The sequence below is a fragment of the Peteryoungia aggregata LMG 23059 genome, from assembly GCF_030814435.1.
GTDB lineage: Bacteria > Pseudomonadota > Alphaproteobacteria > Rhizobiales > Rhizobiaceae > Allorhizobium > Allorhizobium aggregatum.
In genome coordinates this window covers 26,105-40,328 of record NZ_JAUSUW010000012.1, presented here as the reverse complement: position 1 = coordinate 40,328, position 14,224 = coordinate 26,105, and the positions used below count along the sequence as shown (strand labels likewise).

Genomic DNA, 14,224 nt, shown 5'->3' with positions numbered 1-14,224 from the left:
GTCGTCACGCCTCGCCCCGCGCCCTTATTCGCGCCTTCTCCGACAGGGCAGGCAGGCTGAAGGCAATCCGCATCCTGAATGCCGTGGAAGCGGCGCTGGGCTACTATCTTGCCACCGCCATCGTGATCTACGCGCTTTTCGGCACAATCGCTGCCCTGATTGCCTGGCTCGGACAACGGAGCAGCCCGGTTCTGTGGGGTGTCTCCGGCTTCCTTCTGAGCTTCCTACCCTTCATCGGCATCGCCCTGGCTACGGTGGCCATGGCCGTCGCGGGCCTGCTTGTGCATGAAGGCGTGTTGCTGGGTCTGCTGCCGGCGCTGGTCTTCTTCTCGGTCAACGGCTTCTTCGAGAACCTGCTGATTCCCTCCGTAATGGGCCGGCGCCTCGAAATGAACGCCTTCCTGCTGTTCGTCGCCATCGTGTTCTGGACCTGGCTCTGGGGTGCGGTTGGTGCCATGCTCGCGGTTCCCCTGACGCTTGTCACGATGCCCCTTCTCGGCGGGATCGTCCCGCCCGGTCGCGTGCAGCCCAATCTGCCCGGTTAGTCGCGCCTGTCACGTCTGCGTCATGTCGGCACCGTAAGTGACGCCGACATTCGACCGTAAAGTGATCGCCATGACCGCAGACAATCCGCGCCTTCGCCTGGGCATCATCGCAGACCCGCAATATGCAGACCGCGACCCGGATAACAGGCTCGACCGTCATTTTCGGCGCTCCCTCTCCAAACTGCGGGAAGCGGTGGATCACTTCAACACCGAACCCCTCGACGCTGTCGTGGTGCTCGGGGATCTCATAGACCGTGACTTCGACAACCTTGCACCGGTTCTGGCCCTTCTCGAAGAGGTTCAAGCCCCACGCATTCTGCTGCCGGGCAACCACGACTTCCTGGTGGCGCCGCACCTCCTGCCCGGCGTCCATGCAGCACTCGGCATGCCCGCCCCTTATCATGAGCTTCGCCTTGCCGGCTTCCGGCTGCTCGTGACGGACGGCAACGAGATCTCCCTGTTCGCGCCGCCCGTCGGAGACCCCCGGCGAGACGAGGCCGAGAGCCGCCTTGCCGCGTTGAAGGCGAAGGGTGCCCCCAATGCCAACGACTGGAATGCCGGAATCTCCGACCGCCAGGAGAAGTGGATCGCCGAGCGTCTCGCCGCAGCCGAGGCATCCGGCGAGCGCGTCATCCTGCTCGGCCATTATCCGATCTATCCGCCGTCCGACCATGCGCTCTGGGATGCCGAACGGCTCACCGATCAAGTGACAGCGTCGCCGGCCGCGCTCGCCTGGCTATGCGGGCACCACCACGCGGGCAATTACGCGGAGCGCGATGGCGTCCATTTCGTCAATTTTTGCGGCATGGTCGACACCGAGGAAACGAATGCCTTCGCCATTCTTTCGGTCTTCCCCGACCGTATTGAGATCTCGGGACAAGGCCGCGAGCCGAGCCGAAGGCTTCTCCTTGCGCCCTCCAAGGCACTCGAATGCGTACTTTCCTGACAAATCCCTGACAGTCACTTGTCGTAAATTCGTCATAGATATCCGAAAGTTGCTGTCTTTCGGGGTCATCACTCCTTTGTGACTTCAATCGGATGTTCCAAGGCGTCAAACATAGGACGCCCTGCTAACGATCGCCGGTGCGCCGGCCGAGCTCTTGGAGAAAAGCTGATGAAGTTGAAACTCGTTCTGTCTGCCGCGACGGCGATCTGTCTTGGCGTGACCGCAGCCATCGCTGCGGGCGAACCTCAGGTCGTCCGTCAGGACGAGATGAAGAAGGTTGGCGGCGCCATGGGCGCGCTGGGCGGCATCGCCAAGGGCGAGAAGCCTTATGACGCGGAAGCCGTGAAGGCAGCCCTCACCACGCTGGCCGAAGTCGGCAAGACTTTCCCAGACCACTTCCCCGCAGGCAGCGAAACCGGCATGGACTCCGAAGCCGCGCCCGCCATCTGGCAGAACATGGACGACTTCAAGGCAAAGTCCGCCAAGCTCGCTTCCATCGCGGAAGCCCAGCTTGCCGCACTTCCGGCTGACCAGGCCGGCGTCGGTGCTGCCATGCAGGCGCTCGGAGCCACCTGCGGCGATTGCCACCAGACCTACCGCCTGAAGAAGTAAGGCCCTCCCGGCGGGTGATCTCCGGACGACCCGGATCGCCCGCCGAATTGCACGCTTCCAGGCGTGTGCATGCAGTAGACGGAGGCCTGAGATGGCATCGACATGGGTAAAGGGGCTCGGCACGCTCGCCGTGCTCGGAGCGGCCGGTTTCGGCGCATTCCTGTTCATCACCGCGCCCGCGCGTCAGGACCCGTCGGTCTGGGCTGGTCTCGGCGAACCAGATCTCACCCATGGACGAGAAGTGTTCTTTGCCGGTGGCTGTGCGAGTTGCCATGCGCCGGTCGGAGCCACGGGCGATGCGCGGCTGGTCCTTTCGGGTGGCGCACCGCTGAAGAGCGATTTCGGTACCTTCCACGCCCCCAACATTTCCAGCGATCCGGACGTCGGCATCGGCGCATGGACGCTTGCCGAATTCGGCGATGCCATGACCCGCGGCGTTGGCCGTGAGGGCGAGCACCTTTACCCGTCCTTCCCCTATGGTTCCTATGCACGCATGACGCCGAAGGACATCAACGACCTCTACGGCTTCATGAAGACGCTGCCGGCCAGCGATGTCGCAGCACCCCCGCACGAACTTGGCTTTCCCTTCAACCAGCGCATCGCGCTCGGCGGCTGGAAATTCCTGTTCTTCAGCGATGCCACGCGCGTCGAGCTGGCCGATGCCTCCGACATGCTGAAGCGTGGCCAGTATCTCGTCGAAGGCCCCGGCCATTGCGGGGAATGTCATACGCCGCGCAATGCGCTCGGCGGCTTCCTCTCCGGCCAGTGGCTCGCCGGTGGTCCAAATCCGGATGGTGAGGGCTCGATCCCCAACATCACGCCGGGCTCGAAGAGCATGGGATCGTGGAGCGAAGGCGATATCGTCGCCTATCTCGAGACCGGTTTCACGCCCGATTACGACAGCGTTGGTGGCTCCATGGTCGAGGTACAGAAGAACATGGCCGAACTGACGGCCGCCGATCGCGAGGCGATTGCCGCCTATCTGAAGGCAATCCCGGCGGTGCAGTGAACTTTCACGGCTCTGTTCAGCATCGCGCAAGCCTTGTCTGTCATCTTTCCGTCGTCGAAATGACTGCGGAGGGGATATGAGCATCGAACGCTGGCGGATGGAGAATGCGCTCCGGTCCCTGCTCGACAACTATCCGGACCCCGCCTTGCATCGTTGGGTCGATGAAACCGTGCGGGCTTTCGAGAAGCGCCTGTCGGCGATCGTCGATCCCCGCGAGCGTGATCACGCCCAGCAGGCGGCCCTCATCCTGATCAAGACGACGTTGCAGAAATGGTCAGAGAACCCGCCCGTTCGCCACTGAGCGGATGAAGCGCTTTCAGCGACGATGCTCTGCGGCAAAGGCTGCCAATTCGGCTTCGGCTTCTGGTCCATAGAGGCCAAGCGCTTTCAGCACCTCGACAGTAAACGTATCCGGTGCCGCGCCGGCTGCAGTCACGATCTTCCCGTCGCGCGCCGCCTGTGGCTGGTCGAGATAGCAAGCTTCCCCACGATAGCCGGGATACTTCTTGTGCGACGCAAGCGCGTTTCCGGTATGCGCCACGTCATCGAGCACGCCTGTCGCCGCAAGAGCGCTGGCGGCCGCGCAGATCCCGCCCAACACCTTGCCCTTGTCGCGAAACGCCGTCGCAAGCACGGTAAAGTCGTAGGCCACTCCCTTTTCCCAGGCATAGCCGCCGGGAATGATCAGCGCGTCGAAGCGCTCCGCATCGATCGCGTCGAAGCCGATATCGGGCGTGACCTTCAATCCACCCATGGAGGTAACCCGCTTGCCATCCGGGCTTGCCGTGACCACCTCGCAATCCAGCCAGTAGCGGGTGGCCGCCATCAGCAGCGCTGGCTCCCAGTCGGCATAGTCGTTCTGAAGCGCAATCACGATACGGGGCACTGGAAGTCTCCTCGTGCTTGAAGGCTGGGCTCAGCTCAGCGCCTGCAGGTAACGCATGCCGGTGACCGGGCGCGGAATGAAGTCCATGTTTTCGTAGAAGCGATGGGCGGCGAAATTGCCGGTGGCAGCCGAAACAGAGAGGAAGTCACAGCCCGAGGCTCGCGCGATCTGCTTGGCGCGGTCGACGAGATGCTGGCCGATGCCGTTGCCACGCTGGCCGTCACGGACGAAGAGATGATGCAGTTCCATCCCCCGCTTGCCTTCCTGCGCTCTGTAGAGCGGCACCAGGATGGCATAGCCGATCAGGCCTTCGCCGCTATCGGCCACCAGAGCCTGGATCCACGGCGCCGGCCCGAACAGGTCGCGTTCCAGCACATCCGGCGTCATGGCGGACGCATCGCCATGGTGCATGGCAAGCGCTGCGATCATGGCATTGAGTTCCGGCAGATCGCGCGGCTTGGCATGGCGGATGGCCACGATCGGCGGGCGGGGCTGGGTGAGGTCTGTATCTTCGGTCATGTCACTTTCCCTTGGTCTCGTTTCGTGCCGTCAGGGGGAAAGTCGTCCGGAAAACAACAAGGCCGCCTGACGGCGGCCTGTTGACAATGAGATCTTGTCGGGCCGCCGGTTACCGGTAGGCCCAAAAATACGTGCAGGTGATGTTTGCGCGGATGTCGATCATGGCGCGTTTGATGCGCCGAATTGGATCGATTGTCAACGGCGATCTTTTCGTACGGCCGCTGATGGAGTAAAGTCCATCAGCGGCCGTGAGGTGAGGATGGCGAACGCGACGTTGATCCGTAGGATGCGCAGTGTTGTGCGAGACGGGGTCTTTGTCGAGATCTTGATTTGGCATGTGCCGGTTGCCGTCCGGGGTGGCCTGCATGAGTTCAAATACAGCCTCGCCCTGGTTTCCGAAGGCGTATGTGTGCTGCGTTATGACAATGAGGCCGGGAAGGGCGATCACCGGCATATCGGAGCCATTGAAGCGCCTTACGCGTTCATTGGCATCGACCAGTTGACTGCGGATTTTCTTGCAGACGTGAAAGGATGGCTGGATGACAACTCTCAAGGTTAAGATCGAAAGTCTGGAGCAGACCATGGAGGCGCTCGCCGATGCCATGAAGGCTGCTACCGGTCAGGCGGCTCCCCGCGGCGAGTGCAGCCTAAGTTTCCCCTCTTGGGAAGCGATGCATGGGATTTTGACCCCCAAGAGGCTTGAGATCGTGAAGGTGATGGCAGGGCAGGGGCCGCTGACCATGCGGGAGGTTGCGCGGCGTGTCGGTCGCGACTTCAAAGCGGTTCATGCCGATCTGGAAACCCTCTTGAACAGCGGTGTTATCGACAGGTCAAATGAGGGCGTCGTCTTCCCTTACGACCGGATCCACTTCGAGTTCGAAATTGAGTCGGCGGCCTAAGCGCCGGCTTACCGCTCGACCTTAACCCCCGCCTTCGTCGTCAGCCGCTTCTCAAACCCCACCTTGGTCAGCAGCAGATCCTTTTCCGCATAATGCACCACGTCGTCAGGCGATCGCGTGCCAACCACCAGATAGGTTGCGGGTTCGTCCGAGCGGTTCTCCAGCCGATGGCCGACCGCGACGCCCGCCTTGAAGGTTGCCGCATCGCCCGGTTTCATCTCGGTCAGATCTTCGCCCTCGTTCAGCGTCACCCTTCCCGAGAGCACATAGACGAATTCATCCTCCTGCTCGTGCCAGTGTTTGTGCGAGGACATGGCACCCGGCATCAACGTCTCGATGAAGGCGCCGAACTGCGTCAGCCCGCCGGCATCCGACAGCAGCCGGGCTTCGTAAGGGCCGAGTTCGGCATTCGCGCCGGTGCCGCTCCAGGTTTCGAGCGGCGCGTCTTCGTATCGGATGACCGGCATGCTGCTTCCCTCAATGCTCGTGTTCGCAAAGACCGTGATCGGAAAGCGCCCGGATCACGTAACAATCGCCGACCGTATGGCAGTCGGCATGGGAAACGATGCGCGCAAGTTCCGCCTCCAGCTTCTTAAGCCGCGCGATCTTCTCGCGCACCTCTTCCAATTGTTCCCGTGCGATATGATCCGCCCGCTCGCAGGGCTCTTCGGGATGCCGGCTGAGTGTCAACAGTTCACGGATCGCCTCGATCGGAAAACCGAGATCCCGCGCATGACGAATGAAGGTCAGCCGCTCTAGGTCGCTCTTTTCGTAGCGCCGCTGATTGCCTTCCGTGCGGTCGGGCGCGGAAATCAGCCCCATCTGCTCGTAGTAGCGGATGGTCGGCACCTTCACCCCGGCGCGCCGGGACAGATCCCCGATCGAAAACATGAAAAAAACCTCTTGAACCTCTAGTCACTAGAGATCCTAAGGTCGATGCATGGCCACATCAAGACCTGAAGGATACCAAAGATGAGTGCTGCCTGCGGCCATGATCATGCCCCCTTCGACGGCATGTCCGACATCTATAAACGCCGGCTCTGGATGGTGATCGCCATCAATGCCGCCATGTTCGCCGTCGAGATGACTGCGGGCCAGCTCGCCCGCTCCCAGGCGCTGCAGGCCGATGCGCTGGATTTCTTTGCCGATGCCGTGACCTATGGCATTTCGCTTGCCGTCATCGGCGCCTCGCTGAAAACCCGCAGTATGGCCGCCGCTGCCAAGGGCGTGAGCCTTTTTCTGATGGGGCTCTGGGTCTTTGGCTCGACCATCTGGCGCGTCTTTCAGGGCGGTGTGCCCGAAGCGCCGGTCATGGGTGTCATCGGTTTCCTGGCGCTCGCCGCCAATGTTACAAGCGTGCTGCTTCTCATGTCCTACAAGGATGGCGACGCCAATGTCCGCTCTGTCTGGCTCTGCTCGCGCAATGATGCGATCGGCAATGTCATCGTGATGATCGCCGCAGTCGGCGTCTGGGGCACGGCCACCGCCTGGCCGGATCTGATCGTTGCCGGCATCATGGCTGGGCTCTTCCTCAGCTCCTCGGTCCAGATCCTGTCGCAGAGTTTTCGTGAATGGCGGGCGGGTGAAGCGATCACGCTGTCATCCTCCTGCTGTGCAACTGGCGACGCTGGGCAGTCCTCGTGCGCAGCTGGCCACACGCATGATCATCCGGGCCACGACCACCGTCATGCCTGACCGGTAAGGTCAAACACGAAGAGGCCGGCCAGGCATCATGCCGGACCGGCCTTTTCGACTGCATCAAAGGGGTCAGAATTCGTCGTAGGGGGCGGCAATCTCGTATTCGCGATAGGCCGCTTCGACCATCTTCATTCGTGAGATATCCTCGAAGCTCTCGCGGTTCTGGCCGTTGTTGATCGGCACGCTTGTCTTGCTGCGTGATCCTTCCACTGTCCAGAGTGCAGTGGCGAGCTGGGTTGACAGCAGCGTGCTGGAAAAGGTGCTCGCCCCTGTCGCACGGCCTGTCGGCGTTGCGGCAGTCTCGGGCGCAGCGTCATCCATGTCGGCAGTGCTGGGCACGTGACGACTTTGGTAGGAGTAGCTGCTCAGGCCGCTTTCGATCCTCATGGCGGGCACCTCAGTTGAGAAATTAACCTTTTGTTAACCTTTCAACCTTGCGCGAAGCTTGCGTCCTGCATTGCGTCATGACGATTGGCCCTTGCGAAACGGCGCGTCTGAAAGTAGGTGCGCCGAATCATGGCTCCTGTGTCCCGCTGTTTCAGGTTTTTCCGAAACAAGCATAAAAACACACCCATCAATGCTTACAGAATGTGACCGGCGTCACCGCCTCACATCTTCCCCGTCACCTTGATCGCATAGGCATATTCGAACGCGATCTCCTCCAGCCGCTGGAAACGTCCCGACTTGCCGCCATGGCCGGCGGCCATGTTGGTCTTGAGCAGGAACGGTCCGGCGTCCGGCGCGGTTGCGCGCAGGCGTGCGATCCACTTGGTCGGCTCCCAATAGGTGACGCGCGGATCGGTGAGGCCCGAAAGCGCGATAACAGGCGGGTAGGGCTTCTTCTCGACATTGTCGTAGGGGCTGTAGGCCGCGATCCAGCGATATTCCTCTTCGGATTCAATGGGGTTGCCCCATTCCGGCCATTCAGGGGGCGTGAGCGGCAGCGTGTCGTCGAGCATGGTGTTGAGCACGTCGACAAAGGGCACGGCGGCGATGATGCCGGCGAATTTTTCCGGCGCCATATTGGCAACGGCCCCCATCAGCATGCCGCCGGCAGACCCGCCTTCGGCGATGATCCGGTCGTAAGACGTGAACTGCTCCTTCACCAGATGGTCTGCGGCCGCGATGAAGTCCTTGAAGGTATTGACCTTCTTTTCCATCTTGCCGTCTTCATACCAGGAAAAGCCCTTGTCCTTGCCGCCGCGAATATGGGCGATGGCGTAAACGAAGCCGCGATCCGCCAGCGACAGGCAATTGGTGTTGAAGCCGGCAGGAATGGTAATGCCATAGGCGCCGTAGCCGTAAAGCAGGCAAGGGGCGGAGCCGTCGAGCTTCGTATCCTTCCGGTAGAGCAGGGTGACCGGCACCTTCTCGCCGTCATGCGCTTCGGCAAACACCCTGCGGGTGATGTAATCCTCCGGGTTATGGCCGGATGGCACTTCCTGGGTCTTCAGAAGCGTGCGCTCGCGGGTCGCCATGTTGTAGTCGAAGAGCTGGCTTGGCGTCGTCATCGACGAATAGGAGAAGCGGATGACATCGGTCTCGTATTCCGCCGCCCCCTGCAGCCCCAGCGAATAGGCTTCCTCGGCAAAGGCGATCGAATGCTCTTCGCCTGATCTGCGATCGCGGATCATGATGACCGGCAGGCCCTCGCGGCGCTCCAGCCAGACGAGATGGCGGGCAAAGGCCATGTGATTGAGGATCAGCCGGCCCGGCTCGTGCGGCACGAGTTCTTTCCAGTTCGCCTTGCCCGGTTCGGTGACAGGCGCCTCGACGATCTTGAAGTCCTTGGCGCCGTCCGCATTGGTCAGGATGTAGAAGACATCGCCGCCTTCCGTCATCGAATACTCGACACCTTCTTCACGCTCGGCGACCAGGACGGGCTCGACCGTCAGATCCCTGGTCGAGAGCAGGCGATATTCCGAGGTCTCGTGGTCATGGATGTCGATGAAGATGAAATCATCCAGCAGCGAGCCGCCAACGCCCATGAAGAAGCCGGGATCCGTCTCCTCGTAAACAAGGCGATCCGACGACTGCGGCTGGCCGATTATGTGGTGATACACCTTCGAAGGACGATGGTTCTCGTCCTGCAGCGTATAGAAGAAGCTCTTCCCGTCGGGCGCCCAGGCGCCGCCGCCGGCGGTGTTTTCGAGCACATCGTCCAGATCCTGCTTGGTGGCGAGATCACGGACCCGAAGGGTGAAATACTCAGACCCCTTGTCGTCATAGCCCCAGATGCCGAAGCTGTGGTCTGTCGTATGGTCGATGCCGGAGAGACGGAAATAATCCTTGCCCGCCGCTTCCTTGTCACCATCGAGGAGCAGGTCGCGGATCGTCTCGTCCTTGGGGTTGCCGTCGCGCGGAATGCGGAAATAGCGCGGCTGCTCGCCGCCGGTGACGAAGGCCGAGCCATAGGCAAACGGGCCGTCCTTCATCGGGATCGACGAATCGTCTTCCTTGATGCGGCCCTTCATCTCGGCAAAGAGCTGGCTCTGCAGCGCCTTCGTGTCGGCCATCGCCGCCTCCATATAGGCGTTTTCGGCCTCGAGGTAGGAGCGGATTTCCGGGTCGAGGATCGAGGTGTCCTTGAACATCTGCTGCCAGTTGTCGGCGCGCAGCCAGGCATAGTCATCCGTTCTGGTGATCCCATGGCGGGTGTCGGAGACAGGCTTCTTCGCGGCGACAGGCGGGGAGGGCATTGTGTTGAAGACGGACAAGGCGGCTTCCTCTTTCACATGGGGTCTCGGGGACCAGGGAATGGTACCCGAGACATAGAGGGGCTGTTGCCTGCGATCAAGGAGAGGGCGCTGCCGCTCAGCGGTAGGCGCGCAGATAGTGCCCTTCGAAATAGCGCTTCAGCCAGTGGAAGGCCTTCATCTTCGGCCCGACGAAGCCACGTGTCTTGCTGCGGTAGACCAGCATGGCCGTATCCAGCATGTCGACGATGCAGATCAGTTCGGGTTTGAAGGCGGTCCGACCCGGCTTGCCCTTCAGAAGGTCCGCGATGTTCCTCGCCGCAGCCTTCGCCTGCAGGTCGGCCTGATGCGCCTGCTTCGGCAGCCAGTCGGGGCCGGGAAAACTGCCGCTGTCGCCAACCACCCAGACACCGTCTCTGTCCCGGACCCGGCAGGTTTCGTCGGCCGCGATCATGCCGCCTGGCGAGAGCGGAAGATCCGTTTCCGAGAGCCAAGCCGGACCCGTGAGCCCAGGCATGAAGAGGATCAGATCCGCTGCGATCTCGCCGCCTTCGGTCACCACGCGTTCGGCTTCGAAGCGCACCATCTTGTGGCCGAGATGCGTCTGGATGTTGCGGCGTGCCATTTCCTTAAGCAGCCCGTCGACCGCCTTGTCGCCGAGGCGCTGGCCGGGGCGCTCGGACGGATTGAAAAAGACCAGCTTGAAGCGCTCGCGCCGTCCCTGGCGGCGCAGGAGGCTATCGATGATGAACAGGAACTCGAACATCGGGCCGCCGCGCACGGCGCCCTGTTCCTGCGGATTACTGGCAAAGCCGATCGCGATGGTGCCGCCCTCCATCGCGTCCAGCCGGCGGGAAATCTCCTCACCGACGGCGATGCCTTCGCAGGGCACCAGCGCATGCTCGATGCCGGGCAGCTTGCGGATGAAGCGCCCGCCGGTCGCGATCACCAGCTGGTCGTTACGATACTCGCCGCCATCCGTGATCACCAGCCGGCCGCCTTCCTTGAGCCCCGTCACCGAGGCCATGACATGCTCGACCCTGTGCTCGCGAAAGAAGTGCGCCAGCGGTACCTTCAGGGCATCTCCCTGGCGCAGGCCCGCCGGCAGCCAGATTGAACTCGGCAGATAATGCAGCGCATCTCTCGGCGAGATCACCGTGATCTCGTCATCGACGCCATTGCGACGCAGTTCACGAATGGTGGTGAGCGCTCCGAAGCCGGAACCGAGAACGGTGATACGAGCCATGTTTCATCTCCATAATATGATAATTCATATGTATGTAGATATGCATAGTTTCCCAACGCGTCGCAACGACGCAGGCAGGCAGGCACACGGCCCGCCCTGCCGCCGTCTTGGACGCCCGCCGCGGCCTCACTCGGCGGAGGATTTTCCACGTGCCCAATCCATGTAAAGCTCCAGCGCCTTGCGGGTTACAGGCCCTTCCTGGAACTGTGCGTCGTCGAGGCGGGTCACCGGCACGACCTTGGAATAATTGCCGGTCTGGAAGATCTCGTCGGCATTCATGAAGTCTTCGACCGACAGCGTCGCCTCGCGCACCTCGAAGCCGGCCTGACGGAGCAGACCGATGACGCGAGCACGGGTGATTCCGGCGAGGAAGGTTCGGTTGGCGGCGGGGGTAAAGACCACGCCATCCTTCACCATGAAAACGTTGGAGGAGGCTGTCTCCACCACATTGCCGTTCATGTCGCGCACCAGCGCATTGTCGAAGCCTCGGTTGCGGGCATCGATGATCATGCGGCCGGAATTCGGATAGAGGCTGCCCGTCTTCGCATCCGTCATCGCGCATTCCGGCGTCGGGCGGCGGAAGGGCGAGAGCGTCAGCGAGGAAGGCTTGGCCGTGTGCATCGGTGCCTCGAACAGGCAGAGCGCAAACCGCGTCGATTCCGGATCGGCCGCGACCACTGATCCCATCTGGCCATGTTCGGCCCAATACATGGGCTTGATATAGATCGCCGTCTTGCCGTCGAACTTGCCGATGCCTTCCCAGGCCAGGCGCTCGATCTCCTCCGCCGACACCGTCGCCTTCATGCCCATGTTGTGAGCCGAGCGGTTGACGCGCTGGCAATGCAGGTCGAGATCCGGCGCGATGCCGTCGAACCAGCGCGCCCCGTCGAACACCGTCGAGCCCAGCCACATCGCATGCGACACGGGTCCGATCAGCGGCGGGTTCCCGGCAAACCAGTCGCCGTCGACATAGGTGAAGGTGGGGGTGCGGGCGGATGTATCGACAGCCATGGCGGGTCTCCTGTTCTCGTTGCCTTGCAGCAAAGGCGCAGCCGGCGGCGAGGTCAAGGCGAAACACGCTGCAGAGACACAAATCCGCAGCCGAGGCCGGACGAACCCTGGAAAAACTCCGATTTCGACGTGAATTCAGAAGCTTGGCTGATGAACCAATCAATCCGGCTGATGGGCAGCAGAGGATGAGTATGGGAGAACACGGTTGGCGTGGTTAAAGAACCCGTAACTGATTCCTGAAATATTGAATGAAGATGAAGTCGTGGCCTGCGGGTCTCTTGTTCTGCGTTTCTTGGGGGTCATCATGAATACGGTGCGTATCGTCGCCCTGCTTGCCGCGTCTGTCGCGGCCACCTCGCCGGCCCTCGCCGACGGTTTCTTTTCCGGCAACTGGTATGTCACGCTGGGCGGCGCCGGCATCTCTGCCCCGACCTTTGAAGGGTCGAAGGACCGCAAGCTGTTCTTCTCGCCGATCATCTCGGTCGGTCGTGGTGACACGCCGCGCTTCTCGTCGCGCAACGACAATCCCTCGATCGCGATCTACAACAGCGACGTGCTGCGTGCCGGCGTCGTCGGCAAGTTCGTTCCCGGTCGCGACGCTGGCACCGATGACGCCCTGCGTGGCCTCTCCGAAATCGAATGGGGTGGCGAACTCGGTGGTTTCGCCGATGTCTACGTCACCGACTACATCCGCGCCCGTGCCGAACTGCGTCAGGGCATCCGCGCCCATGACGGTCTTGTTGCCGATGTTGCCGTCGACGCCTTCACCGACGTGGCGCCGGGTCTGCGCGTCTCGGCCGGTCCTCGCATGACGTTTGCGACCAGTGGCTACACCGACGCCTATTACGGTGTGAACGCCGCCGAATCCGCCGCCTCTGGCCTTAGCCAGTACGATCCGGACGGAGGCATTACCTCCTACGGTGCGGGCGGCGCCATAACCTGGAATGCGACTGACAAGATCGCCATGAGCGCCTTCACCGAATACAAGCGTCTGGCTGGTCCTGCCGCCGATTCCAGCCTTGTGCAGGAGCGCGGCTCCAAGAACCAGCTGATGTTCGGCGTCTCCGCCAGCTACAAGTTCGGCGTCAGCTTCGACTGACGAAAGGCCGCAGCGGATTTTGGCGGGGCGATGAGCGCGGGCGGTTTTCTTGAACACGCCCATGCTCTATCACTCTGACCATGAGCACCACTGAGCCGAACATCGACCGCGTCATTGACGCGCCCTCCGACAATTTCGTCTATCGCATCCTGCCGCGGTGGCTCTGGCCCCATGCCCAGCTCGCCCGCTGGGATCGCCCGATCGGCTGGCAGCTGTTGATGTGGCCCTGCTTCTGGTCTTCGGCGCTTGCTGCAAACGCGCTCGCCGCCGAGGGCAGGTTGAACCTGTCGCTCTTTGCCTTCCATCTCGTTCTCTTTTTCATTGGCTCTGTTGCGATGCGCGGCGCCGGTTGCACCTATAACGATCTCATCGACCACGACATCGATAATCTGGTTGCCCGGACCCGCTCGCGTCCGCTGCCGTCAGGCCGCATCTCGCGCCGCAACGCCAAGATCTTCATGGTCCTCCAGGCGCTGGTCGGGCTTGCCGTGCTGCTCTGCTTCAATACCTTCTCGATCGTGCTCGGCGTCCTGTCGCTTGGTGTCGTCGCCATCTATCCCTTCGCCAAGCGCTTCACCGACTGGCCGCAATTCTTCCTTGGCCTCGCCTTCTCCTGGGGTGGTCTCATGGGGTGGGCCGGACTTCACGGCAATCTCTCGCTGGCGGCCGTGCTCGTCTATGTCGGTGCCGTCGCCTGGACGATTGGCTACGACACGATCTACGCCCATCAGGACCGTGAGGACGATGCGCTTGTGGGCGTCCGCTCCACGGCGCGGCTCTTCGGCCAGGACACCAAGATCTGGCTGAGCGGTCTCTACGGTCTGACGCTCCTGCTGCTGCTATCTGCCTTCCTGATCGCAGGTGCCGCCCTGCCGGCGATCCTGGGTCTGCTCATTGCTGCCGGCCTCTTTGCCTGGCAGATCAAGGTGCTCGACATCGATGATGGCGCACAATGTCTGGCGCTCTTCAAGTCAAACAACCGGGTTGGCCTGATCATCTTCCTCGGCCTCGTGGCGGCCATCCCCTTCGCCTGAGCAGCAGCGCCTCCGAAGCGGCCA

General features: G+C 61.9%; 18 protein-coding genes. 10 read left to right on the top strand and 8 right to left on the bottom strand.

Features of this window, described 5'->3' with window-relative positions; translation table 11 throughout:
* The first annotated feature begins 83 nt into the window (after nt 1-83).
* The 5 genes from J2045_RS18350 to J2045_RS18330 all read left to right on the top strand — a co-directional run bounded on the left by J2045_RS18350 (nt 84) and on the right by J2045_RS18330 (nt 3,413).
* A complete protein-coding gene (locus tag J2045_RS18350; RefSeq protein ID WP_307375489.1) occupies nt 84-545 on the top strand; it encodes an AI-2E family transporter in 462 nt (153 codons plus the stop codon).
* Nucleotides 546-615: 70 nt separating this feature from the next.
* Nucleotides 616-1,491: a metallophosphoesterase gene (locus J2045_RS18345; protein WP_307375487.1), complete on the top strand. Its 876-nt coding sequence runs from the start codon at nt 616-618 to the stop codon at nt 1,489-1,491.
* A gap of 168 nt (nt 1,492-1,659) precedes the next feature.
* Nucleotides 1,660-2,103, top strand: coding sequence for a c-type cytochrome (locus J2045_RS18340; protein ID WP_307375485.1), 444 nt, complete (start codon nt 1,660-1,662; stop codon nt 2,101-2,103).
* Nucleotides 2,104-2,194: 91 nt separating this feature from the next.
* Nucleotides 2,195-3,112, top strand: coding sequence for a cytochrome c (locus J2045_RS18335; protein ID WP_307375483.1), 918 nt, complete (start codon nt 2,195-2,197; stop codon nt 3,110-3,112).
* 76 nt (nt 3,113-3,188) lie between these two features.
* Nucleotides 3,189-3,413 carry a hypothetical protein gene (locus J2045_RS18330; RefSeq protein ID WP_307375480.1) on the top strand — a complete coding sequence of 75 codons (225 nt, stop codon included), beginning with the start codon at nt 3,189-3,191 and terminating at the stop codon, nt 3,411-3,413.
* A gap of 15 nt (nt 3,414-3,428) precedes the next feature.
* On the opposite strand, the gene J2045_RS18325 is transcribed toward J2045_RS18330, so the two are convergent.
* On the bottom strand, nt 3,429-3,998 hold the full coding sequence (locus J2045_RS18325; protein ID WP_307375479.1) for a DJ-1/PfpI family protein: 570 nt from the start codon (nt 3,996-3,998) through the stop codon (nt 3,429-3,431).
* Nucleotides 3,999-4,028: 30 nt separating this feature from the next.
* Nucleotides 4,029-4,517 (bottom strand): GNAT family N-acetyltransferase, encoded by a 489-nt coding sequence (locus J2045_RS18320; RefSeq protein WP_307375477.1) that lies wholly within the window; start codon nt 4,515-4,517, stop codon nt 4,029-4,031.
* Nucleotides 4,518-4,776: 259 nt separating this feature from the next.
* On the opposite strand from J2045_RS18320, the gene J2045_RS18315 reads away from it, so the two are divergent.
* Both J2045_RS18315 and J2045_RS18310 read left to right on the top strand, forming a co-directional pair.
* Nucleotides 4,777-5,076 carry a toxin-antitoxin system TumE family protein gene (locus J2045_RS18315; protein WP_307375475.1) on the top strand — a complete coding sequence of 100 codons (300 nt, stop codon included), beginning with the start codon at nt 4,777-4,779 and terminating at the stop codon, nt 5,074-5,076.
* Nucleotides 5,077-5,098: 22 nt separating this feature from the next.
* Nucleotides 5,099-5,416, top strand: coding sequence for an HVO_A0114 family putative DNA-binding protein (locus tag J2045_RS18310; protein ID WP_370873175.1), 318 nt, complete (start codon nt 5,099-5,101; stop codon nt 5,414-5,416).
* An 8-nt stretch (nt 5,417-5,424) separates the two neighbouring features.
* On the opposite strand, the gene J2045_RS18305 is transcribed toward J2045_RS18310, so the two are convergent.
* A complete protein-coding gene (locus J2045_RS18305; RefSeq protein WP_307375471.1) occupies nt 5,425-5,883 on the bottom strand; it encodes a cupin domain-containing protein in 459 nt (152 codons plus the stop codon).
* 10 nt (nt 5,884-5,893) lie between these two features.
* Complete coding sequence (locus J2045_RS18300) at nt 5,894-6,307, bottom strand: MerR family transcriptional regulator (protein WP_298464423.1); 414 nt, start codon at nt 6,305-6,307, stop codon at nt 5,894-5,896.
* Nucleotides 6,308-6,388: 81 nt separating this feature from the next.
* Here J2045_RS18300 and J2045_RS18295 point away from each other — a divergent pair, with 81 nt between their 5' ends.
* On the top strand, nt 6,389-7,111 hold the full coding sequence (locus tag J2045_RS18295) for a cation efflux transmembrane domain-containing protein (protein WP_307375467.1): 723 nt from the start codon (nt 6,389-6,391) through the stop codon (nt 7,109-7,111).
* A gap of 72 nt (nt 7,112-7,183) precedes the next feature.
* On the opposite strand, the gene J2045_RS18290 is transcribed toward J2045_RS18295, so the two are convergent.
* The 4 genes from J2045_RS18290 to J2045_RS18275 all read right to left on the bottom strand — a co-directional run bounded on the left by J2045_RS18290 (nt 7,184) and on the right by J2045_RS18275 (nt 12,067).
* Nucleotides 7,184-7,501, bottom strand: coding sequence for a hypothetical protein (locus tag J2045_RS18290; RefSeq protein WP_307375465.1), 318 nt, complete (start codon nt 7,499-7,501; stop codon nt 7,184-7,186).
* Nucleotides 7,502-7,722: 221 nt separating this feature from the next.
* Entirely contained in the window at nt 7,723-9,831 is a 2,109-nt protein-coding gene (locus J2045_RS18285) for a S9 family peptidase (RefSeq protein WP_307375463.1), read from the bottom strand.
* A 97-nt stretch (nt 9,832-9,928) separates the two neighbouring features.
* Nucleotides 9,929-11,056 (bottom strand): NAD(P)/FAD-dependent oxidoreductase, encoded by a 1,128-nt coding sequence (locus tag J2045_RS18280; protein ID WP_307375460.1) that lies wholly within the window; start codon nt 11,054-11,056, stop codon nt 9,929-9,931.
* A 126-nt stretch (nt 11,057-11,182) separates the two neighbouring features.
* A complete protein-coding gene (locus tag J2045_RS18275; RefSeq protein ID WP_307375458.1) occupies nt 11,183-12,067 on the bottom strand; it encodes a branched-chain amino acid aminotransferase in 885 nt (294 codons plus the stop codon).
* A gap of 304 nt (nt 12,068-12,371) precedes the next feature.
* On the opposite strand from J2045_RS18275, the gene J2045_RS18270 reads away from it, so the two are divergent.
* Complete coding sequence (locus J2045_RS18270) at nt 12,372-13,166, top strand: MipA/OmpV family protein (RefSeq protein WP_307375455.1); 795 nt, start codon at nt 12,372-12,374, stop codon at nt 13,164-13,166.
* A gap of 80 nt (nt 13,167-13,246) precedes the next feature.
* Nucleotides 13,247-14,200, top strand: coding sequence for a 4-hydroxybenzoate octaprenyltransferase (gene ubiA / locus J2045_RS18265; RefSeq protein WP_307375453.1), 954 nt, complete (start codon nt 13,247-13,249; stop codon nt 14,198-14,200).
* The last annotated feature ends 24 nt before the right edge of the window (nt 14,201-14,224 follow it).